Below are 19810 nucleotides of genomic sequence, written 5' to 3' on the forward strand. Positions count from 1 at the left end.
GCTGATGTCCTTGCCCGAGATGAACGAATTCCTCGGTTGCCGTACGCCGGATGCCTGGGTCGAGGCCGCGCTGCAGGATCTGCCGACGCTGCTGCAGGACCACGCCAACAACGAGAAGAAGGCCGCCGGCGCCGCCTTTCACTACCTGTTCACCTATTCCAATCGCGCCGAACTGTCCTGGAAGATGTCGCGCATCGCCCGCGAAGAGTTGCGCCACTTCGAACAGGTGCTGCAGATCATGAAGCGCCGCGGCATCGAGCATCGCAACGTCAGCTCGGCACGCTATGCCGGCGCCCTGCGCAAGCTCTGCCGCAACCATGAGCCGCTGAAGCTGACCGACAGCCTGGTGATCGGTGCCTTCATCGAATGCCGCTCCTGCGAGCGCTTCGGTGCGGTGGCGCCCCATCTGGACGCGGAGCTGGGCAAGTTCTACAGCGGCCTGCTGGCCTCCGAAGCCCGGCATTTCCAGGACTATCTCAAGCTCGCCTACCTCTATGGCGAGCGCGACGACGTCGACGCCAAGATCGCCGAGGTCCGCGCCCTGGAAGTGGAGCTGATCACCTCCAGCGATGGCGAGCTGAGATTCCACAGCGGTATTCCAACCGCTGCCTAAGTCGCGCTACTTGCAGGCCTTGGTCTGGCCCACGTAGGGATTGCCATGGCCCATGATGCAGGCCAGGCGCTGATTGCGCTGGCGCTCCCAGGCCTCGGGCGGGTACTGCTTGGTCCAGGCGGTGTAGAGCTGGCTGTCCTGCTTGGACAGCCGCAGGCCGTAGCGATCGCTCATGTAGAAGTAGGTGCGGGCGACCATGCCGCGGATCTCCGGACGCGGCATGGCGGTCTTGGCCTTGAAGTCCACCACCATCTGGCAGGCGCCGTACTGGCTGGGTTTCTGCGGCAGCCAGCCAAAGGCGAAGTTGCTGCGATCGCCATTGACCTCGCCGACCACCGGCACCAAGTTGAAGAGATCGGCCTCGGCCTTCTGGTACACCGGGTCGCTGGCCGTGCAGTTCTTGCGACCGCCTTTCTGCCAGCACTGGCGCTGGTGACCGATCACCCACGCCGGCACGATGTGCTCCCACTCGATGCGGCTGGCGCGCTGGGCGCTCTTGCGCGGGACGTAGCCGCAGCTCTTCAGATCCACGGTCTTGCCGCTGTAGTGGCAGCCGCAATAGAAGTCCACGCCCTGCTTGGCATAGACCTTGGTCGCGACCACCTTGGCTTCGCTGAAGGTGCGGGGTGGCTGGGGTGTCGCCAGGGCGCTCAGGGAAGCCAGGCTCAGGCAGAACAGCAGGGCGGGGCGCAACGACATGGAGAATCCGTCCGAAAAAGCGCGGATACTACCGACCCGCCTGGGGTCGCGGTGTGACTGGGTTCACTGGAATCCGCCGCGCATCACCCGCCGGCTGAAGCGAAACACGATTCGATATCAATGACTTAGAGGTATGGCATGGCAGCCTGGGACATCTTCTGCACTGTGGTGGACAACTATGGGGACGCGGGTATCACCTGGCGTCTGGCCCATCAGCTGGTCGCCGAGCATGGACAGCAGGTCCGCCTCTGGATCGACGACCTTTATCCCCTGGCGCGGATCCAGCCGGGGGTCGATGGCACGGCCGAGCAGCAGTGGCATCGCGGGGTCGAGGTACGCCTCTGGCGTGCCGACTGGACGCCGGCCGAGCCGGGCGACGTGGTGGTGGAAGCCTTCGCCTGCCAGTTGCCGGAAGGCTTCATCACCGCCATGGCGGGGCGCGCCGAGCGACCGCTCTGGCTCAATCTGGAATACCTGAGCGCCGAGGAGTGGATCGAAGGCTGTCATGCTCTGCCGTCGCTGCAGCCCACCGGGCTGAACAAGTACTTCTTCTTTCCCGGCTTTACCGCCAAGGTCGGCGGTTTGCTGCGCGAGCGCGACCTGCTCGAGCAGCGGGACGGCTTCCAGCAGGCGGTCGCGACGCGGGACGATTTTCTTGCCGGGTTGGGCGTCCGCCGGCAGCCGGGCGAGCGCCTGTTCTCGCTGTTCGCCTACGAGAATCCGGCGCTGATCGACTGGCTCGATGCCCTGAGCGCCGCTAACCGGCCGACCTGCCTGCTGGTGCCGGAGGGGCGGGTGCTGGCCAACGTCGCCGCCTGGCTGGGCGTCGACTGGCTCAAGGCCGGCGACAGCCACGGCCGTGGCGCGCTGCGGGTGCAGGTGCTGCCCTTCGTCTCCCAGCAGCAATACGACCGCCTGCTGTGGTGCTGCGACTTCAATGCCATCCGCGGCGAGGACTCCTTCGTCCGCGCGCAATGGGCGGCGCATCCCTTCGTCTGGCACATCTATCCGCAGGAAGAGGACGCCCACTTCGTCAAGCTCGAGGCCTTCCTGGCGCGCTATGTGGCGTCCGGCACCCCTGAACTGGGCGCGGCGGTCAGTGCCCTGTGGCTGGCCTGGAACGGTCGTGGCGACCTGGCTGCGGCCTGGTCGGCGCTGGACGCACAGGTCGAAAACTGGCGTCTGCTGGCGCGTGACTGGAGCGATCGGATGGCTTCTCACAGCGATCTTGCCGCCAGCCTGGTGCATTTCCATACAGATTGGCTATCATATGGCGCCTCGAAATCCCGTTCTTCCATCCATACGGATAACCGCATGAAAACCGCACAAGAGTTCCGTGCCGGCCAAGTGGCCATGATCGACAACGCTCCCTGGGTCATCCAGAAAGCTGAATACAACAAGTCCGGCCGTAACGCTGCAGTGGTCAAGATGAAGCTGAAGAGCCTGCTCTCCGGCAGCGCGACCGAGACCGTCTTCCGCGCCGACGACAAGCTCGAGCCGGTAATTCTGGATCGCAAGGAAGTAACCTATTCCTACTTCGCCGATCCTCTGTACGTCTTCGTCGACGCCGACTACAACCAGTACGAAGTGGAGAAGGACGACCTGGGCGAAGCCATCGCCTTCATCGAAGACGGCATGACCGACGTCTGCGAAGCGGTGTTCTACAACGACCGCGTCATCTCCATCGAACTGCCCACCACCATCGTGCGCCAGATCGCCTACACCGAGCCGGCCGTTCGCGGCGACACCTCGGGCAAGGTCATGAAGACCGCTCGCCTGAACAACGGCTACGAGCTGAAGGTCTCCGAGTTCTGCGATATCGGTGACCACATCGAGATCGACACCCGTACCAACGAGTACAAGTCGCGCGCCAGGGTCTAAACCAGGCGTCTCGACCAGAAAGCCCGGCTTGCCGGGCTTTTTGCTGTCTGGGCTTTCGCCGCAGGCCGGCCTGGCCGGTCTCTCCAAATCCGTTCGCCGCTGGATAGAATTGCCGTGGAATCGCTGTTTACCTTGTTGATCGATATCGTCCTCGGGGCGGTGCTGGGTGTGGTGGGTGGGCTGTTCGGCATCGGCGGTGGCCTCATCGCCATTCCGGTGCTGGCGCTGCTGTTCGGCCTCGACCAGCAACTGGCCCAGGGCACCGCTCTGGTGATGGTGGTGCCCAACGTGCTGCTGTCGGTCTACAAGTACAACCAGCGCAACCGCATCGACTGGCAGCGCGCCGCCTTGCTAGCGGGCGCGGGCATGGTCTCGGCCCTGGTGGGCACGGCACTGGCGGTCTCCCTGGACGCCCGCTCCATGCGCCACGGCTTCGTCGGCTTCCTGCTGCTCCTTGTGCTCTACAACCTCTGGCAACTCTATCGCCGTGGCCAGCCACCGCTGACCACGCCGAGCCGTCTGGGCCTTGGCGTGCTGGGGCTGGTGGCGGGACTGGTCGGTGGGCTGTTCGGCGTCGGCGGGGCGGTGATCGCCACGCCCATCCTGGCGGGCGTGATGGGGCTGACCCAGGTCGCGGCCCAGGGCATGTCCCTGGCCATGGCGTTGCCCACCACGGGCGTCACCCTGGCCAGCTATGCCTGGCATGGCGAAGTGGATTGGAGCGTCGGCATTCCCCTGGCCATCGGCGGCCTGCTCAGCGTCAGCTGGGGCGTGAAGCTGGCCCACCAGTTGCCCGAACGGCTGCTGCGCCTGCTGTTCTGCGGTTTTCTGCTGCTCTGCGCGGCGCTGCTGGCGCTGCGCTGACTACTGCCGAAAGCCCTCGGCGATATGCTCGGCGAGGGTGTCGATGATCGGCGAGGCGCTGCGTGGATTACGCAGCAGTTCGATGGAACAGGAGGGCAGGTCGGGCATGCCGTCGGCTTCTCCCAGCCGGCGCAATTCGCTCGGCAGCAGGCTCTCCAGCTGCGCGGTGACAGCCAGGCCTGCCTTGACGATGCCCAGCAGAGCGGCAAGGCTGGGGCTGCTGTAGGCCAGGCGATAGCCACGGTCGCGATTGTCCAGGGCGCGGCGGGCCCATTCGCTGAGAAAGCAGGAGGTATTGAACATCGCCAGCGGCAGCGGATCGCGCTGGTGGATGTCGAAACCAGGCGCCTCGGCCCAGACGAAGCGTTCCCGCCGCAACGGCAGACCGATCTCGTTGCCCGGTTCGCGGGTGACGATGGTCAGATCCAGATCCTGACGCTGCAGCAGACCCGCGGTGGGCTCGCAGTGGACATCCACCTGCACCAGCGGGTAGGCCTTGGCGAAGCCCGCAAGGATGCCCGGAATGAACCTCATGACGTAGTCGTCAGGGGTGCCGATGCGCACCGTCCCCACCATGTGCGGCTCGCGCAGAGTGGTCATCACCTCCCCATGCAGCTTGAGGATCCGCCGGGCAAAGCCCAGCAGGATCTGGCCTTCCGCAGTCAGACGGACCTGGCGGCCGTCACGCTCGAACAGTCGCCGCTGCAGCACGTCCTCTTCCAGCTTGCGCATCTGCATGCTCACCGCCGACTGGGTGCGGTTGACCACCTCGGCCGCGCGGGTGAAGCCGCCCTGATCGGCGATGGCGACAAAGGTGCGCAGCAGATCGGTCTCTATGCTGGGGTAGTTCATGGCATCAGCTCGGTGAATGGATCGCATCAGAAAGATTCGTTGGATTGATGTTAAGCCGGCTTCCAGACTTGAGCCATACCCTCTGGAGAAGGAGATGCACCATGGCTCAGCTCATAGCTCACCGAGATTCGTCCGGGCGTTCCCCTGGTGTTGCGGGCGTCACCTCTCGTCTGCGGCAGGCCTGGGCCTGGTTGCGGCGGGCGATAGAGCTTTCCCGCCAACGCCGAGCGCTCTATCGGCTGGATGAAGGCGCGCTGCACGACCTCGGCCTGAGTCGCGCCGATGCCTGGCAGGAGGCCGACAAGCCGTTCTGGCAGCAGCCCGCGGAGGAGCGCCGCCGCCGATCCTGCTAGGGTGAAAGATCCCTTCCTCTATCAGGAGCTCGGATGGACAGCCTTTCCCTGCGCGAGGCCCGGCGTCTGGCCTTGCGCGCCCAGGGTTTCGGTAATCAACCCAGGGGTGGCGCGGGGCCGGCCGCCCTGTATCGCCAGGCCGCACGCCTGAACGTGCTGCAGATCGATTCGGTCAATGCGCTGGTGCGCTCCCACTACCTGCCGCTGTTCAGCCGTCTCGGCCACTATGCCTTCACCGATTTCGATGCCCTGGCCTGGGGCCAGGGGCGCAGGCGCCAGCTCTATGAATGCTGGGCCCACGAGGCTTCGCTGGTGCCGGCCGAGGTCTGGGCCGAGCTGCGCTGGCGACGCGATCAGGCGCGCCAGGGCATCGGCATCTATCGGCAGCTGGCACGCTTCGCCGTCGAGCAGCCGCAGGTCGTCGCCCAGACCCTGGAGGCGGTGGTGCAGCGGGGTGCCCTGGGCGCCGGCAGCCTGGCCAAGCGGGTCGAGCAGGCCGGTCCCTGGTGGGATTGGAGTCCGGGCAAGCTGGCGCTGGAGTGGCTGTTCGCCGCCGGCGAGGTGACCGTGGCCGGGCGGCGGGGCTTCGAGCGCCTCTATGACCTGCCCGAGCGGGTGCTTCCGGCGGAGATCCTTGCGGCGCCGGCTGATGCGCCCGAAGCCGCCCGCCGCGCCCTGCTGCTGCGCAGCGCCCGTGCCCTGGGCGTGGCGAGCGAGGTCCAGCTGCGTGACTATTTTCGTCTCAGTCCGGCCGAAGCTCGCCAGGGCCTCGCCGAATTGCTGGAGGAGGGCAGTCTGCAGTCCCTCCAGGTGCAGGGCTGGTCGAAGCCGGCCTATGTCGCCGAGACGCCCAATCCCGGGCGCCCGGTGCGCGCCGCGGCGCTGCTGTCGCCCTTCGATTCGCTGGTCTGGGAGCGCGAGCGCACCGAGCAGCTGTTCGGCTTTCGCTATCGACTGGAGATCTACACGCCGGCGCCCAAGCGGGTCTATGGCTACTATGTACTGCCCTTTCTCTACCGGGAGCGGCTGGCGGCGCGGGTGGATCTGCGCGCCGAGCGGGCGCAGTCACGGCTGGCGGTGCATGCCGTGCATCTGGAGGCGGCGGGGCTGGATGACGAGGGGCTGGACGCCCTGGCGGGGCAGTTGCGTGCCCTGGCCGACTGGCTCGGTCTCGCCGACCTGCAGTTGCACGGGCCGGCGGACGTCTTGCGCGAGGCGGTGGCGCGGCACTAGAGCGCGCCGCGCTCTTCCTTAGCGGCGAATGCCCTTGAGCGTCTCGGCGATCATGAAGGCCAGCTCCAAAGACTGGTCGGCATTCAGGCGCGGGTCGCAATGGGTGTGGTAGCGATCGGACAGGGCGTCTTCGGTGACCGGGCGGGCGCCACCGATGCATTCGGTGACGTTCTGGCCGGTCATCTCGATATGGATGCCACCCGCGTAGGTGCCCTCGGCCTGGTGCACGCCGAAGAATTCCTTGACCTCGCCCAGCACGCTGGCGAAATCCCGGGTCTTGTAGCCGGTAGAGGCCTTGATGGTGTTGCCGTGCATGGGGTCGGAGCTCCACAGCACCTGGCGACCCTCCCGCTCGACGGTCTGGATCAGGCGCGGCAGGTGATCGCCGACCTTGCCCACGCCCATGCGCACGATGAGATTGAGGCGACCCGGATCGTTCTCGGGGTTCAAGGTATCGATCAAGCGGATCAGGTCTTCGCTGGTGGTGGAAGGACCGACCTTAACGCCGATGGGGTTGTTCACGCCGCGCAGGAATTCGACGTGGGCACCGTCGGGCTGGCGGGTGCGATCGCCGATCCAGAGCATGTGCGCCGAGCAGTCGTACCAGTCGCCGGTCAGGCTGTCGCGCCGGACGAAGGCTTCCTCGTAGTTGAGCAGCAGCGCCTCGTGGGCGGTGAAGAAATTGGTTTCCTTGACCTGGGGGGCGGTGTCCAGGCCGCAGGCACGCATGAAGGCCAGGGTCTCGTCGATGCGGTCCGCCAGCTGGTGGTAGCGGTCGGCCAGGGCCGAGTTGGCGATGAAGTCCAGGTTCCAGCGATGGACCTGGTGCAGGTCGGCGAAACCGCCCTGGGCAAAGGCGCGCAGCAGGTTGAGGGTCGCGGTGGACTGGTTGTAGGCCTGGATCAGGCGCTGCGGATCCGGGATGCGGCTGCCTTCGGTGAAGTCGATGCCGTTGACGATGTCGCCGCGGTAGGCCGGCAGGGAAATACCGTCCTGGACTTCATCGCCGGACGAGCGCGGCTTGGCGAACTGGCCGGCCATGCGGCCAACCTTGACCACCGGGCAGCCGGCGGCGAAGGTCATGACCACCGCCATCTGCAGGAGCACCTTAAAGGTGTCGCGAATCTTGCCGGCGGAAAATTCGAAGAAGCTTTCCGCGCAATCGCCGCCCTGCAGCAGGAAGGCCCGGCCCTGGGTGACCTCGGCGAACTGCCGGCGCAATTCGCGGGCTTCGCCGGCGAACACCAGCGGCGGATAGCCGGCCAGGGTGCGCTCGACATCGGCGAGACGGGCTTGATCGGGGTATTCGGGCTGTTGCTGGATGGGCAGGCCTCTCCAGCTGGTGGGGCTCCAGGGCGCGGACATGATTCTCTCTGAGGGTGCGATGAAGCCGTCCATGGTAACCGATAGCGGCGGCATGGCTCGATAGACAGTGCCCATCGCGGCTACCATGGACGGCTATAGAGGAGGGTGGTGATGGTCGAGACGGAAGTGTTGCTGGAAGAGGTCGTCGATGACCATGGCCGGATCCGGGTGGTAGAGGTGGGGCCTTATCGCTTCCTGGAGTTTGGCGAGGAGGTGGAGCAGAGCTGCGTCTTTACGGCGGACCCCGCCTGGCTGGAATACGACTACAACCGCGCCATGCTGCTGGGCGCGCTCTGCCACCCGCAGCCGCGGCGAGCGCTCTTTCTCGGCCTGGGCGCCGGCACCCTGACCCAGGCCTGCCTCAAGTGGCTGCCCCTGGAGGCGGTGGAAGCCCTGGAGCTGCGCCCCGCGGTACCGCGCCTGGCACGCCAGCATCTGGGCCTCGACGAGGACCCGCGCCTGGCCATCCGTATCGGCGATGCCCTGGACCTGCTCGACAGCGCGGCGCCTGCCGATCTGATCTTTGTCGATCTCTATACCGATGTCGGTCCGTCCAGTGCCCATCTGGCCTGGCGCTTCCTGGAAAACTGCCAGGCCAAGCTCAACCCCGGCGGCTGGCTGATGATCAACCAGTGGAGCGCCACCGACGGCAAGCCCCTGGGCGCCGCACTGCTGCGCGGCCTGTTCCGCCATCGTTACTGGGAGTGCCCGGTGGTCGAGGGCAATGTCATCCTGCTGGTGCCGGCCAGTCTGGAGCAGGAGCTGGACGAGGCGGGCACGCGGCAGCGCGCCCGGGAGTTGACCCCGCGGATAGGGTTCGATGTGGAGGCCTATCTGGACAACCTGCGTGCGGCAACCTGACCACAAAAGTAGACCAAGGTTCTCTGGAGAAATGTCCAGGGTTCGGGTATCATTCGCCCCGGTCTTTTTGACCTTCCGTTCAGGAACTGCATTTTCCCGGTCCGCCGCCATGGCCACACCGGTCGTGCGTTCGCCCGACGGCGAACAATCCTAGACGCTTCACCCCTTTTTCATCCGCTATTTCGCAAAAAGCTCACACCTTGGCTGCCTGGGCGACTTCGGTCATTCGGATAAGCGCAGCTCTTGGCTTTGGGGTCTTTGCGAAGCACACGAGGCAAGACAATGACCCAGGACACCAGCGGTTTCGCTGCGCTCAATCTCAATCCCGCCATCCTCGCCGCCATCAAGGCCGTCGGCTACGAAGAGCCGTCGCCCATCCAGTCGCAGTCCATCCCGGTGATTCTCTCCGGCCACGACATGATCGGCCAGGCCCAGACCGGTACCGGCAAGACCGCAGCCTTCGCTCTGCCGCTGCTCTCCAAGCTCGACCCGTCCCGCCGCGAACCCCAGATTCTGGTGCTGGTTCCCACCCGTGAACTGGCCCTGCAGGTGGCTACCGCCTGCGAAACCTATTCCACCGAGATGCCCGGCGTGAAGGTCGTGGCCCTCTACGGCGGCGCGCCCATGGGCCCGCAGCTGAAGTCCCTGCGCATGGGCGCCCAGGTTCTGGTCGCCACCCCCGGTCGTCTGTGCGACCACCTGCGTCGCGACGACAACCTGCTGGCCACCGTCCAGCACCTAGTGCTCGACGAAGCCGACGAGATGCTCAAGCTGGGCTTCATGGATGACCTCGAATTCATCTTCGAAGCCATGCCGGAATCCCGCCAGACCGTACTGTTCTCGGCGACACTGCCGCCGTCGATCCGCGCCATCGCCGAGCGTCACCTCAAGGAGCCGCAACACGTCCGCATCGCGGCCAAGACCCAGACCGTCGCCCGCATCGAGCAGGCGCACCTGATGGTCCACGCCGACCAGAAGCCGGCCTCGGTGCTGCGCCTGCTGGAAGTGGAGAACTTCGACGCCCTGATCGCCTTCGTGCGCACCAAGCAGGCGACCCTGGACCTGGCCGAGCTGCTGGAACGCCAGGGCTATCGCGTCAGCGCCCTGAATGGCGACATGCCCCAGGCGCAGCGCGAGAAGACCATCGAGTCGCTGAAGGATGGTTCGCTCGACATCGTGGTCGCCACCGACGTCGCCGCTCGCGGCCTGGACGTGGCGCGCATCACCCACGTCCTGAACGTGGACATGCCCTACGATCCGGAATCCTACGTGCACCGTATCGGTCGTACCGGCCGTGCCGGTCGTGAAGGTCGCGCGCTGCTGCTGGTCACCCCGCGCGAGCGCCGCATGCTGCAGGTCATCGAGCGCGTCACCGGTCAGCGCGTCGGCGAGATCCGCCTGCCCGACGCCGAAGCCGTGCTGGAAGCCCGTATCTCCCGCCTGGCCGATGGCGTGGGTTCGCTGCTGGCCGATGCTGACACCACCCATGGCGCCCTGCGTCAGGAGCTGTGCGAGCGTCTGCAGTGCGATCCCTCGACCCTGGCCGCGGCCCTGCTGGCCAAGCTGACCAGCGGCCGCGCCCTGGACATCGAGTCGGTCCGTCGCGAGCAGCCGCTCACCCCCGGCGCCGGCCGTGGCGAGCGTCCCCGTGGCGAGCGCAGCGAACGGGGCGATCGTCCCGAGCGTGGTGAGCGTCCGGACCGTGGCGAGCGTCGTCCGATGCAGCCGTTGCCGGAAGGCCGCGTGCGCTGCCGCACCGCCCTGGGCGCCCGTGATGGCGTCGCCGCCAAGAACCTGCTGGGTGCCATCATCAACGAAGGTGGCATGGATCGCGAGGCCATCGGCCGCATCCAGATCCGTGACTCGTTCAGCCTCGTGGAACTGCCCGAGGAAGGCCTGGAGCGTCTGCTGACCAAGCTCAAGGACACCCGCGTAGCCGGCAAGGCCCTGCGCCTGCGTCGCTATCGCGAGGATTGATCCCGAGGCTTTTGCCTGGCGATAAGAGGCCCCGGCGCTGCAAGGCGTCGGGGCCTTTTTGTTGCGCAGGACGTCTGGTACGACCAACCTGTGCTCACGCGCGTATACGCTACGGGTCGCCGTTTTCCCCCTTGCGAAGGGACTGGTAGGCCGCGAAATCCACGGGAACGGTCTCAGGCAAGAACCGTGGGAGGAGTGGGATTGCGAGCGCTGCTAAGGGCTAGCTGCCTCTGACAGCGAGATGTACCTGGTAATGTTCCAGAACGTACTGGACGTCTTCGGCGACTCTTCGCCGCTCCCCACAGAATACGAAAGTACCCAGGCCATCCTTGTGGCAGAAAAAGGCGCCCGACGCTATGTCTCCCGGACGCGGTAGGGTCTTCATGCTCAATGTCGAAAGGCTTTCGATCGCTGCGAGCGTCAGGTGGGAGACATGGAGCGTTTCGCGGGACAGGTGCTTTTTCGGAAACATCATATAGGCCCAGGCTTCGCAGCGGCGGCTGGTCTGCAGGGATTCACAGAGGCCGAGTTGCAGGGCGAGGTGAAGCAGGCGCAGGTCCAGGCCATGAGCGAACGCTATCATCTCGGTCGTATGTCCGCCGCCCGGGCGGAAGGCGATTTCCAGCAGTTCCAAACCAGCGCCTGCGTCGCCGAAGGCTTCGATGTGATAGACCCCGTCAGGGCAATCGAACGCAGCTATCACCCGTTCGGCGAAGGGACGCCAGAGCGCCTCGAGATCCTCCTGGGGAACTGAGAGATACCCCAGTGGTTGCTCGGCAAGGTAGTCGATGGGTTTCCCCAGGTATTCACCGGCACTGAGGAACGCCAGTTGCTTGCCGAGAACGATGGCATCGAGTTGATACAGAGGCTGGCTGTTATAGGTTTCGATGATGTACTGGTGTTCGCTCATGTCCTGGTAGCTGTCACCCGTATCGCGGGGGAGGCCGGAGAGCTCGCGGGCATCGGTGATGATCCTGACCCCCACGGCGCCCGCCAGCGATCGGGGTTTCAGAATGACCGGAAGGGTAGCCGCGCCGCTTTTCAGCTCGTCGAAGGTGACTTCCTTGGCGGTGGGTATGTTGAACAGCTGGGCGATCTGTTTCATCCGCTTCTTGTCGCGAAACCGCACAGCCATATCGAGCGTAAGCCCTGGCAAGCCCCAGCGATCGTTGGCCCACGCCGCGACGTGCACCGCGAATTCGTCATTAGGAAGGACTGCGGTAATGGCGTAGGTGTCGGCGATTCGACCAAGGACGCTGTCAATTTCGCCATGGACGGCGAAATCCCGGACCAGGAAGGTGTCGCTCCGCATCAATTCCGCTCCAGCCTGGCCCAACAGGTCCTCCAGGAGGTAGACGAATGTCCATCGCGCTAGCTCATAGGTGTCCCTGAGTCTGGCGACCACCTCATCGACATCCAGTTCGGAGGAAATGATCAATAGGGTGTTGTGCTGGTCAATTCTCATGATGAACGGGGCCTTTGGTCGTGGCGGATATCTGTGGGAGCAGCGGTCCCAGGCCGCTATCTACGGTTCAGCGGCCACAGCGACGCTGTAATGCCTGTTCAGGTAGTCGATGTCCTGAAGCACGAGATCGCGATCGCCGCAAAAGACGAATGAGCCCAGCGAGTCCTTGTAGCAGTAGAATTCTCCCGACGCGACATCGCCGGCCTTGGGTATCGAATGGGTGCTAAGCGTTGGCAGATTTTCCAGGGGTGGTAAGGACACCTGGGTGACGTAAAGCGGTGTGAGGGAAAGGTGCTTTTTAGGAAAGGTCATATAGCCAAAGGCTTGGGCCTTCCGCTGGATATCTAGTGAAGGTTCCAAGCCCAGTTGTGCCGCGAGATGGATTAGCTTCAGGTCCAGTCCGTAGACCATCTCTATCATCTCGACAATGGCCGCGCCGCCAGGTCGATAGGCGATTTCCAGCAGTTCTGCGCCAGCAAAGGCCTCTATGTGATAGACCCCGTCAGGCGCATCGAAGGCGGCTATCACGGCTTCGGTAAAATGGCGCCAGATATTCTCGATCATCTCCTCGGGAACCGCTATCACGCCGACCGGTTTTTCCTGCAGGAAATCCATGGGTTTGCCTAGATATTCGCCGACCGATAGGAAGGCCAGTGTTCCTTTACGGACGATACAATCAATATGGTAGATGCAGGCTGGATTATAGGTTTCGATAAGATACTGATGTTTGCTCATATCCTGATATTCAGGGTTCGAATCGATATTGATGGACGACATTTCGTCTGCTTCGGTAATGATCCGGACGCCTTGAGCGCCCGCCAGCGAACGCGGTTTGACGATGATGGGAAACTGCACCTGCCCAAGCTTGATTTCATCGAGCGTTATTTCTCTGGCGGTCCTGATTCCTGCGCGCTGAGCGATCTCTTTCATTTTCTTCTTGTCGCGAAACCTTTGCGCCTCTTCTCGGGTGATGCCTGGAAGTTGCCAGCGCTCATTTGCTGAAGCGGCTACGTAGAGCGAAAATTCGTCGAAAGCCACCGCGGTAGAAATGCTGTAGTGGCGAGCTATCTTATCAAGGGCTGCCTCTACCTCGGTGGCAATGGCGAAGTCAGAGACGAGAAAGTTTTCCGGGCGTTTCAATTCCTCTCGCGCCTCGCCCAGATAATCCTCCAGCAGGAAGACGAACCTCCAGGTCTGCAGGTCATACTTCGCCTTGAGCGCCGCTACGTTCAAGGCGACATCCAGGTCGGAAGAAACGATCAGTACCGTATGTTCGAGCTGCATTTCCAAATCCTGTCATGCTTGCGGCTATTGGTGCGCGCAGGGCCCCGGGCCCTGCGCGCCTAGAGCGCCCCACTATTTCCAGATGGGCGCCGGAAGTCTTCAGATATAACTTTTCAGGCTTCCGCGCCGTTTGACATCCAGCGTGGCACAGTGGAAGGAGCCACCGAAGGTCTGGAAGTGCTTGAAGGGACAGAGGATGGTCTTGAAACCCCACTGGCGGAAGGCGTTGATCAGAGCCTCCTCGTCCTGCTCGACGACCACCGTTCTTTCGTCCAGCATCAGCACATTGATGTGAATCCACTTGGAAGTGATGTAAAGAGGATGGTCGTCGGGCAGGTTGGACGGCGGCGGAGTCAGGATTTCCCAATCTTTGAAGATGTCAGGAATCTGCGGTACCCAGCCCTTGTTGACGAGTACGCGGCCTGGCGCCAGCGGCAGTATCGTCGTGTCGATGTGCATGGGTCCTGGCTCTTCGAACTCATAGATGTGGATGCGATAATCCGATCCGAGGGTTCTGCGCAGCCATTCGATGCCCTTGTTATTCGTTACATGGCTGCGCTGGCCGATGATGTCGCGGCCCATCTTCATGAAGTCGGCCGCGTCAAATAGCGGTTCCACCTCGGTGATTATGGAGTTGAATGGAATCTCCTGGTCGAAGTCATAATCCTTTTTCCAGATGTTGTCTTTCAGCATCGGCTTGGGGGCTGAGATCCAGTCAGCACCTCTGCTAAAGTAATCGTTCAGGATGTCACGAAAAGCGAAGGTCTCGAAGTAACGGCTGCGCCAGGCCATGGGCACTTCAATGATCTTTTTGCCGATTGCGAAAAGGCAGTCCCTTGGCATGGCGGAGTAGAAGGTGCCACCTGTAGTGAAATGGGGAGTCACTATGGGCTGATGGTGATTGAACTCGTTTGGCCGTTTTACTCTTATGCCCTCGGCTTCCAGGATCCTGGCCAGCGTATTGACTTCCTGCCTGGCCTTGATGACCAGTTCTTCCGGAAATCGCTGTCCAGAGTATGTCTGGAAAAAGTCGCTCGACTCTCTGGGTATGATGGCTCTCAGACCGGTATCCCATTCAGGTACGCGGATGTCATCCATTATGCCAACTATGACCTCCTCCAGGGGATCCCACTCCGTATAGACTTCTACGGGGCTTTCCAGGTTGGAAAAGGATGACGGCTCTTCTGTTTGGAATTCCATGATAAATGGCCTTCGGCAGTAAATGAAGAGTATATGTTTGGCGAAAAAATAGTGGGTGGCAAGAGAGGCGGTTAGGAAGTTATATATTGTCGGATTATAAGATGACGGTATTCGTATGTGGTGGTCGGGTGCCGCTGCTAAGGGTGTGGGTGAGTGTGCGCGCCTTCTGCTTAATTGATAGTTCTTGCTTGGGTGGTGATTTGTAGTGGATGTTCCTGATTACTGCTGCGTTTTTCTAAAATACCTGTGGTTGGCGGCTTGGCCTGGTTAGGCTAGTTCATATAACGAAGATACGCCGGTCCGCGCGATAGGTATTGGCATGCATGTAATAAGCAGGCCGAAAATTGATATGCTGATAGTATTTCTTTGGAAATCATGCTGCTGGCATGTTCATGGCTTATTAAAGTCGCTTCGGGAGATTCCACGTTGCGGGGAGGGGCTACGGGGCGCTATCGAAGGCCCACTGTGGAAGTTGCCCAGGAGGTTGGGCTGCACCTTGCCAGCATCGGTACCCTGTGACGCGAAGATACGCTGGTCAAGGCTGATCACCGCCCGGCTGCCTTTCCTGCAAATCGGGATAGGCCGGTTCGCCAGCGGCACAAATGGAGATGCCTCATCACTGGGTGGCTCGTGCTAGAGCCATAGATAGGTCTTCGGCGTCGAGTGCTTCTTGAAGGGGCAGGGCAGCCTGGGTATCGAAGGTCTGGGCCTTTCCAGTTGGGCCGCAGCAGCAAGTTCGCTTCAGCTAAGACCTTGTCTCTTTGCCGAGCCAAGATGCGATCTGGTGGGCGGCAATGGATATGGCCAAGGGAGGGCAGGCTTGGCTGCGCTCTGTGGCTGTCAGCGATCTATCAGCGCCTGCCGGGCAGCGGTCCGGATGCCGCCTGCGCTGGCGGTCTGGTTGCGCCCAGCCAAGGGCGCCGAGGTACGTCCAGATGCGGCCACAGGGTCTGCGGTCGCTTTAAAGAATTACCTTGTCCTTGAGCTTTTCCGCTGCCAGCTGCAGCGCCTGGATGACCCGCTCCTTGTCGTAGTTCTGGATGTTGTTGGTATCCAGGTACATGGAGAAGCCCGGCAGTTCGTGCTCGACATAGCTGGGAGAGGCGCCCAGGTCGCGACGGAAGTCCACCACCTGATAGATCTGCACCGGCTTGCTGAAGCCCTTGACGGTGATCCAGCTCTTGTCGCGGCACATGATGGTTTCCTTGACCAGCGAGTAGGTCTCGTGGCTGATCAGGATCTCGCCGGCATCGGCGGCATTCTCCAGGCGGCTGGCCAGGTTCACTTCGCGACCGATGATGGTGTAGTCCATGCGCGTGCTGGAGCCGAAGTTGCCGACCGTGCAGTAACCGGTGTTCAGGCCCATGCGGATCTCCAGCGGCTTGTTGATGCCCTGGCTGCGCCACTGCTGGCGCAGGACCTTCATGTGCTTGCGCATGGCGATGGCCATGGAGACCGCGGCCACGGCGTCCTTCTTGGCGCCCTGGCTGTTGGCGTCGCCAAAGAACACCATCACGCAGTCACCGACGAACTTGTCGATGGTGCCACCGTATTTGACGGCGATCTTCGACATCTCGTTGAGGTAGTTGTTGAGCATGTCGGTGAGGGCTTCGGCCTCGAGTTCTTCGGACAGCTCGGTGAAGCCCTTGATGTCGGAGAAGAACACCGTGATCTTCTTGCGCTGGGTGCCCAGGGCGATGTGCTGCTTGCCGGTGAAGATGGACTCCCAGACCTGGGGCGAGAGGTATTTGGCCAGGTTGTGCGCGAGGATCGCCGACTTTTCCTGCTCGCGCTTGAGATCGTCGTTGATCTGGATGAGGCGCTTGCGCTGGCGATGCAGGAAGTAGCCGGTGCCCCAGAGGTGCAGCATGGTGCCCACCACGCTGGTGACCGCCACCAGCAGCGGACTGGTGAGGTCGACACCCTGGAAGAAGGTGGCGCTGCCCAGCGCCGCGGCGCTGGTGGCGAACAGCAGGCACAGGCCGAGCAGGCGCGGGCCACCGCGCAGCATGCTGGTATAGCCGAGCATGAACAGCAGCATCAGGGTGGGCATCAGCGGGAAGCGCAACACCACCGCGGCCATGCCGACATGGATGGCGTCCAGGGCGGCGAGGATGATATCGGTCTGGGCGCCGCGATCGCGTCTGAGCTTGAGACTCAGGGTCTGGGCCACATGGGGGTAGAGCAGGGCATAGGGGATCAGCCACAGGCCCACCGCATCGGCCTGGGTGTAGTACCCGGCGGTGACGCTGGCGGCGGCGATCAGATAGGCGAATACCCGGGCGTAGTAGACGCCCAGGCTGTCACCGGACGCAGCGAGGAACCGGTTGAGCGCAAACTTCATCTGTCGGGTCCGTTTCGAAAAAGGCGAGAGGTCGGGATAACTCCGTTCGCGACGATGAAAGCGGCCGGGTTTTCTAGCATTCGCGATCTTAGCCGACCGCCCCGGTAGCGGCCAAGAATGTCAGCCATTCCGCTGCTGTGACAGCCAAATTCGGCAGTCGTCCCTGGGGTACACTGCGGCATCTTTACAGGAGAGACGCTATGGATGCCCTCGAAGCCCTTTGCAATCGCGCCTCGGTCGGTCGCCTGACCGAACCGGGCCCAACGCCCGCGCAACTCGAGACCCTGCTGCGCGCCGCGGACCGGGCGCCGGACCACAAGCTGCTGCGCCCCTGGCGGCTGATCCTGGTGAGCGGCGCCGGCCGCACGGCGCTCGGCGAGCTCTATGCCGATGCCCTGCGCCGGCGCGAGCCCGACGCCGATGCGGCGGCCCTGGACAAGGCGCGGCGCATGCCGCTGCGGGCCCCCCTGGTGATCGCCGTCGTCGCCACGCCCCAGGAACACCCCAAGGTGCCGGTCCAGGAGCAGATCATCACCGCCGGCTGCGTCGCCCACGGCCTGGTCAACGCGGCCTTCGCCCTGGGCCTGGGTGCGGTCTGGCGTTCCGGTGAATTCAGCTATGATCCCTGGGTGCTGCAGGGGCTGGGACTGGCCGAGGACGAACAACTGGTGGGCTACATCTACCTGGGCACGCCGGAGATGGCGCCGCGGATCCCGGCGCCGCGTGATCTGAGCGGCCAGGTCAGCCATTGGTCAGGACCGGTCTGAGCGGCAGGGTGACGGTGGCGAGAAAGCCGCCGTCCGGGTGATTGCTCAGGTGCAGCTCGCCACCATGGCGCTGGATGGCGCGGCGGGCGATGGCCAGCCCCAGGCCATAGCCGGTGGCCTGCTGCTGATCCGAGCGGAAGAAGGGCTCACCCAGCCGGGGCAGGTCGTCGACCTTGACTCCGGGGCCATGGTCACGCACCTGGATGCACACCTCGCCCGCGGCGGCGGTCGCCGAGATGACGATCGGCAGGGCGGGCGGGTTGAAGCGCAGCGCATTGCGCAACAGATTGTCCAGGGCCCGTTCCAGTACATCGGGCCAGCCGTCCAGTCGCAGGGCGGCGGGAACGTCCAGCTCTACCCGCTGCTGCGGGGCGCTGAGCTGGGCATCCTCGACCAGGCCTTCCAGCAGCGGGTGCAATTCCAGCTGCTCGGGCGGACCGGGATCCGCTTCCTGGCGAGCCAGGGCGAGGATCTCGCCGATCAGGGTTTCCAGGCGATCGCATTCCAGGGTCAGGCGCGGCCACATGTTGCCCAGGTCATGGGGATCGGAGCGTTCGGCCAGCGCCAGGGCGATGCGCAGGCGGGCCAGCGGGGAGCGTAGCTCGTGGGACACGTCGCGCAGCAGCTGTCGCTGGCTGTCGATCAGGCGCTGCAGATGGGCGCCCATGCGATTGAAGTCTTCGGCCAGCACGCCCAGTTCGTCCTTGCGGCGGGCGAGGCGGGCGAGGGTGTCCTGCTGATAGGCGGTCTGCCCGAGATCATGGACCGCACGCCTGAGATGATTGAGCGGACGGGTCAGGCTGAGGGTCAGCAGCAGGCTGAACAGGGTCAGCACCACCGTGGCGATGGCCAGCATGCCGACCGGCCAGAACAGGCTCTGGCGGCGCCAGGCGCCCAGTTCGGGGGTGGGCAGGTGGTAGATGAACAGGTAGGTCTGGCCGCTCGGGCTGGTGTATTCGTCGGTCAGTCGTCGCCAGGGCAGCGGCCGGTTGGGGTCGCGGGCGCCAGGACCGGGGCGCTGCTGACGCTGCGGCTGGTCGAGATCCTGGTCGAAGATGCGCGGTGGCAGGGTGCCGCGCACCAGGGGCGAGCCGTTCTCGCCCAGCACCAGCACATCGATGCCGTAGCGGCCCTTGCGCTGTTCGAGCAGGCCTTGGGCGGCGGCGGGACCGTCGTTTTCATAACGTTGCACCCACTGTTCGGGGAGATCGCGCAGGCCGGGATGCTGCGCGAGGATCCAGGAATCCTGGTCGGCCAGGTGGCCGAGCAGCATGGTCAGGCCGACCGCGGACAGGATGGCCAGCCAGAAGGTGGCGAAGATGCGCCAGAAGAGGGAACGAAAAACCATGCAGTCGCCTTAGAAGCTGCTCAAAGTCTGCTGCGCGTCGGCCAAACGGCGTTGAAAATGCCTTCGGAATGCTCATTTACCACTCGTAAACTCCGCTTCCTCAGGCATTTTCGCCTTGTTTGTCTCTAGCTCGCGAGATTTTGGGCAGGTTCTTGGTCAGACGCTGCGCCGAGGACCATCGGCGCAGCGATCGGGGATCAGGAGGACTTGTGGTCCTGCTTCCATTGCTGGAACTCGGCCCACTCCTTGGCGCGATCCTCACGCTTCTTTTCCATTTCGTCGAAGCGCTTCTGCTGATCGGGCTTGAGCAGGGCGCGAATGGACTGACGGGTCTTGTCGCGACTGCCATCCAGCTGATCGTGCAGGGCCTTGCGCTGATCCTCGGGCAGCTTGTCGAGGTAGCTCTTGACGATCTCGCGCTGCTGCTGGCGCTCCTCGCCCATCAGCTTGCCGACCTGCTCGCGTTGCTCGGGGGTCAGCTTGAGGCCGCGCAGGGGGCCATCGCCACGCGGACCGCCATCCATCAGCTTGCCGTGGGGCGGCGGGGTGATGTCGGTGCTGTCCTGGGTAGCGGCCAGGGTCAGGGTCGGCAGCAGGGCGGCGAACAGCACGGCGGGCATGAGTTTGCGCATCGGGAAATCTCCTTGGGATGACCGGTGCAACACCGGATGAGCCCAGTCTAGGAGCGGGGGAGTCAGTGGCGG

Annotated in this window: 17 protein-coding genes and 1 pseudogene; 9 read left to right on the top strand and 9 right to left on the bottom strand. The window is 63.6% G+C overall.

Annotated features, from left to right (window positions below; translation table 11 throughout):
- Window position 1: 1 nt before the first annotated feature.
- On the top strand, window positions 2–613 hold the full coding sequence (locus ACZ5R1_RS10715; RefSeq protein WP_169886934.1) for a MiaE family protein: 612 nt from the start codon (window positions 2–4) through the stop codon (window positions 611–613).
- A gap of 6 nt (window positions 614–619) precedes the next feature.
- Here the strand turns inward: ACZ5R1_RS10715 and ACZ5R1_RS10720 are convergent, their stop codons facing one another.
- A complete protein-coding gene (locus tag ACZ5R1_RS10720; RefSeq protein WP_007158498.1) occupies window positions 620–1312 on the bottom strand; it encodes an endonuclease in 693 nt (230 codons plus the stop codon).
- Between the two features lie 138 nt (window positions 1313–1450).
- Here ACZ5R1_RS10720 and earP point away from each other — a divergent pair.
- The 3 genes and pseudogenes from earP to ACZ5R1_RS10735 all read left to right on the top strand — a co-directional run.
- Window positions 1451–2578: pseudogene (earP, locus tag ACZ5R1_RS10725) on the top strand (elongation factor P maturation arginine rhamnosyltransferase EarP); the annotation flags it as partial.
- A 48-nt stretch (window positions 2579–2626) separates the two neighbouring features.
- Complete coding sequence (gene efp, locus ACZ5R1_RS10730; RefSeq protein ID WP_464713279.1) at window positions 2627–3193, top strand: elongation factor P; 567 nt, start codon at window positions 2627–2629, stop codon at window positions 3191–3193.
- 123 nt (window positions 3194–3316) lie between these two features.
- The gene (locus ACZ5R1_RS10735) at window positions 3317–4057 is read left to right on the top strand and encodes a sulfite exporter TauE/SafE family protein (protein ID WP_464713280.1); all 741 of its coding nucleotides are present in this window, start codon (window positions 3317–3319) and stop codon (window positions 4055–4057) included.
- On the opposite strand, the gene ACZ5R1_RS10740 is transcribed toward ACZ5R1_RS10735, so the two are convergent.
- A complete protein-coding gene (locus tag ACZ5R1_RS10740; protein ID WP_044342058.1) occupies window positions 4058–4909 on the bottom strand; it encodes a LysR substrate-binding domain-containing protein in 852 nt (283 codons plus the stop codon).
- Between the two features lie 101 nt (window positions 4910–5010).
- Here ACZ5R1_RS10740 and ACZ5R1_RS10745 point away from each other — a divergent pair, with 101 nt between their 5' ends.
- Window positions 5011–5262 carry a DUF1127 domain-containing protein gene (locus ACZ5R1_RS10745; protein WP_197851670.1) on the top strand — a complete coding sequence of 84 codons (252 nt, stop codon included), beginning with the start codon at window positions 5011–5013 and terminating at the stop codon, window positions 5260–5262.
- A gap of 33 nt (window positions 5263–5295) precedes the next feature.
- Entirely contained in the window at window positions 5296–6495 is a 1200-nt protein-coding gene (locus ACZ5R1_RS10750) for a winged helix-turn-helix domain-containing protein (RefSeq protein ID WP_464713185.1), read from the top strand.
- 18 nt (window positions 6496–6513) lie between these two features.
- Here the strand turns inward: ACZ5R1_RS10750 and ACZ5R1_RS10755 are convergent, their stop codons facing one another.
- Complete coding sequence (locus ACZ5R1_RS10755; RefSeq protein WP_464713186.1) at window positions 6514–7860, bottom strand: class II 3-deoxy-7-phosphoheptulonate synthase; 1347 nt, start codon at window positions 7858–7860, stop codon at window positions 6514–6516.
- A gap of 111 nt (window positions 7861–7971) precedes the next feature.
- Here ACZ5R1_RS10755 and ACZ5R1_RS10760 point away from each other — a divergent pair, with 111 nt between their 5' ends.
- Window positions 7972–8721 (top strand): spermidine synthase, encoded by a 750-nt coding sequence (locus ACZ5R1_RS10760; RefSeq protein WP_464713187.1) that lies wholly within the window; start codon window positions 7972–7974, stop codon window positions 8719–8721.
- Window positions 8722–9003: 282 nt separating this feature from the next.
- Window positions 9004–10698, top strand: coding sequence for a DEAD/DEAH box helicase (locus ACZ5R1_RS10765; RefSeq protein WP_007158490.1), 1695 nt, complete (start codon window positions 9004–9006; stop codon window positions 10696–10698).
- A gap of 220 nt (window positions 10699–10918) precedes the next feature.
- Here the strand turns inward: ACZ5R1_RS10765 and ACZ5R1_RS10770 are convergent, their stop codons facing one another.
- The 4 genes from ACZ5R1_RS10770 to ACZ5R1_RS10785 all read right to left on the bottom strand — a co-directional run bounded on the left by ACZ5R1_RS10770 (window position 10919) and on the right by ACZ5R1_RS10785 (window position 16991).
- Window positions 10919–12163 carry an ATP-grasp domain-containing protein gene (locus tag ACZ5R1_RS10770; protein ID WP_464713188.1) on the bottom strand — a complete coding sequence of 415 codons (1245 nt, stop codon included), beginning with the start codon at window positions 12161–12163 and terminating at the stop codon, window positions 10919–10921.
- A 60-nt stretch (window positions 12164–12223) separates the two neighbouring features.
- Window positions 12224–13447, bottom strand: a complete 1224-nt coding sequence (locus ACZ5R1_RS10775; protein WP_464713189.1) for an ATP-grasp domain-containing protein — start codon at window positions 13445–13447, stop codon at window positions 12224–12226.
- Between the two features lie 99 nt (window positions 13448–13546).
- A complete protein-coding gene (locus tag ACZ5R1_RS10780) occupies window positions 13547–14647 on the bottom strand; it encodes an amidinotransferase (RefSeq protein ID WP_027602197.1) in 1101 nt (366 codons plus the stop codon).
- Window positions 14648–15608: 961 nt separating this feature from the next.
- Complete coding sequence (locus tag ACZ5R1_RS10785) at window positions 15609–16991, bottom strand: adenylate/guanylate cyclase domain-containing protein (RefSeq protein ID WP_007158489.1); 1383 nt, start codon at window positions 16989–16991, stop codon at window positions 15609–15611.
- A gap of 200 nt (window positions 16992–17191) precedes the next feature.
- Between ACZ5R1_RS10785 and ACZ5R1_RS10790 the strand changes: the two genes are divergently transcribed.
- Window positions 17192–17758: a nitroreductase family protein gene (locus ACZ5R1_RS10790; protein WP_042133943.1), complete on the top strand. Its 567-nt coding sequence runs from the start codon at window positions 17192–17194 to the stop codon at window positions 17756–17758.
- Here the strand turns inward: ACZ5R1_RS10790 and ACZ5R1_RS10795 are convergent.
- Both ACZ5R1_RS10795 and ACZ5R1_RS10800 read right to left on the bottom strand, forming a co-directional pair.
- A complete protein-coding gene (locus tag ACZ5R1_RS10795; protein WP_027602199.1) occupies window positions 17733–19106 on the bottom strand; it encodes a sensor histidine kinase in 1374 nt (457 codons plus the stop codon). The two genes, ACZ5R1_RS10790 and ACZ5R1_RS10795, sit on opposite strands and share 26 nt — an antisense overlap.
- A 197-nt stretch (window positions 19107–19303) precedes the next feature.
- Window positions 19304–19738 carry a Spy/CpxP family protein refolding chaperone gene (locus tag ACZ5R1_RS10800; protein WP_007158486.1) on the bottom strand — a complete coding sequence of 145 codons (435 nt, stop codon included), beginning with the start codon at window positions 19736–19738 and terminating at the stop codon, window positions 19304–19306.
- Window positions 19739–19810 lie beyond the last annotated feature (72 nt).

The organism is Pseudomonas sp. Pso3 (genome assembly GCF_055393275.1).

Excerpts from the sequence above, each read along its gene's own strand:
- ACZ5R1_RS10795 (WP_027602199.1), bottom strand. The coding sequence starts at position 19,106 with ATGGTTTTTCGTTCCCTCTTCTGGCGCATCTTCGCCACCTTCTGGCTG.
- ACZ5R1_RS10770 (WP_464713188.1), bottom strand. The coding sequence starts at position 12,163 with ATGAGAATTGACCAGCACAACACCCTATTGATCATTTCCTCCGAACTG.
- ACZ5R1_RS10755 (WP_464713186.1), bottom strand. The coding sequence starts at position 7,860 with ATGTCCGCGCCCTGGAGCCCCACCAGCTGGAGAGGCCTGCCCATCCAG.
- ACZ5R1_RS10765 (WP_007158490.1), top strand. The coding sequence starts at position 9,004 with ATGACCCAGGACACCAGCGGTTTCGCTGCGCTCAATCTCAATCCCGCC.
- ACZ5R1_RS10760 (WP_464713187.1), top strand. The coding sequence starts at position 7,972 with ATGGTCGAGACGGAAGTGTTGCTGGAAGAGGTCGTCGATGACCATGGC.
- ACZ5R1_RS10775 (WP_464713189.1), bottom strand. The coding sequence starts at position 13,447 with ATGCAGCTCGAACATACGGTACTGATCGTTTCTTCCGACCTGGATGTC.
- ACZ5R1_RS10740 (WP_044342058.1), bottom strand. The coding sequence starts at position 4,909 with ATGAACTACCCCAGCATAGAGACCGATCTGCTGCGCACCTTTGTCGCC.
- ACZ5R1_RS10800 (WP_007158486.1), bottom strand. The coding sequence starts at position 19,738 with ATGCGCAAACTCATGCCCGCCGTGCTGTTCGCCGCCCTGCTGCCGACC.
- ACZ5R1_RS10745 (WP_197851670.1), top strand. The coding sequence starts at position 5,011 with ATGGCTCAGCTCATAGCTCACCGAGATTCGTCCGGGCGTTCCCCTGGT.
- ACZ5R1_RS10785 (WP_007158489.1), bottom strand. The coding sequence starts at position 16,991 with ATGAAGTTTGCGCTCAACCGGTTCCTCGCTGCGTCCGGTGACAGCCTG.
- efp (WP_464713279.1), top strand. The coding sequence starts at position 2,627 with ATGAAAACCGCACAAGAGTTCCGTGCCGGCCAAGTGGCCATGATCGAC.
- ACZ5R1_RS10720 (WP_007158498.1), bottom strand. The coding sequence starts at position 1,312 with ATGTCGTTGCGCCCCGCCCTGCTGTTCTGCCTGAGCCTGGCTTCCCTG.
- ACZ5R1_RS10780 (WP_027602197.1), bottom strand. The coding sequence starts at position 14,647 with ATGGAATTCCAAACAGAAGAGCCGTCATCCTTTTCCAACCTGGAAAGC.
- ACZ5R1_RS10790 (WP_042133943.1), top strand. The coding sequence starts at position 17,192 with ATGGATGCCCTCGAAGCCCTTTGCAATCGCGCCTCGGTCGGTCGCCTG.
- ACZ5R1_RS10750 (WP_464713185.1), top strand. The coding sequence starts at position 5,296 with ATGGACAGCCTTTCCCTGCGCGAGGCCCGGCGTCTGGCCTTGCGCGCC.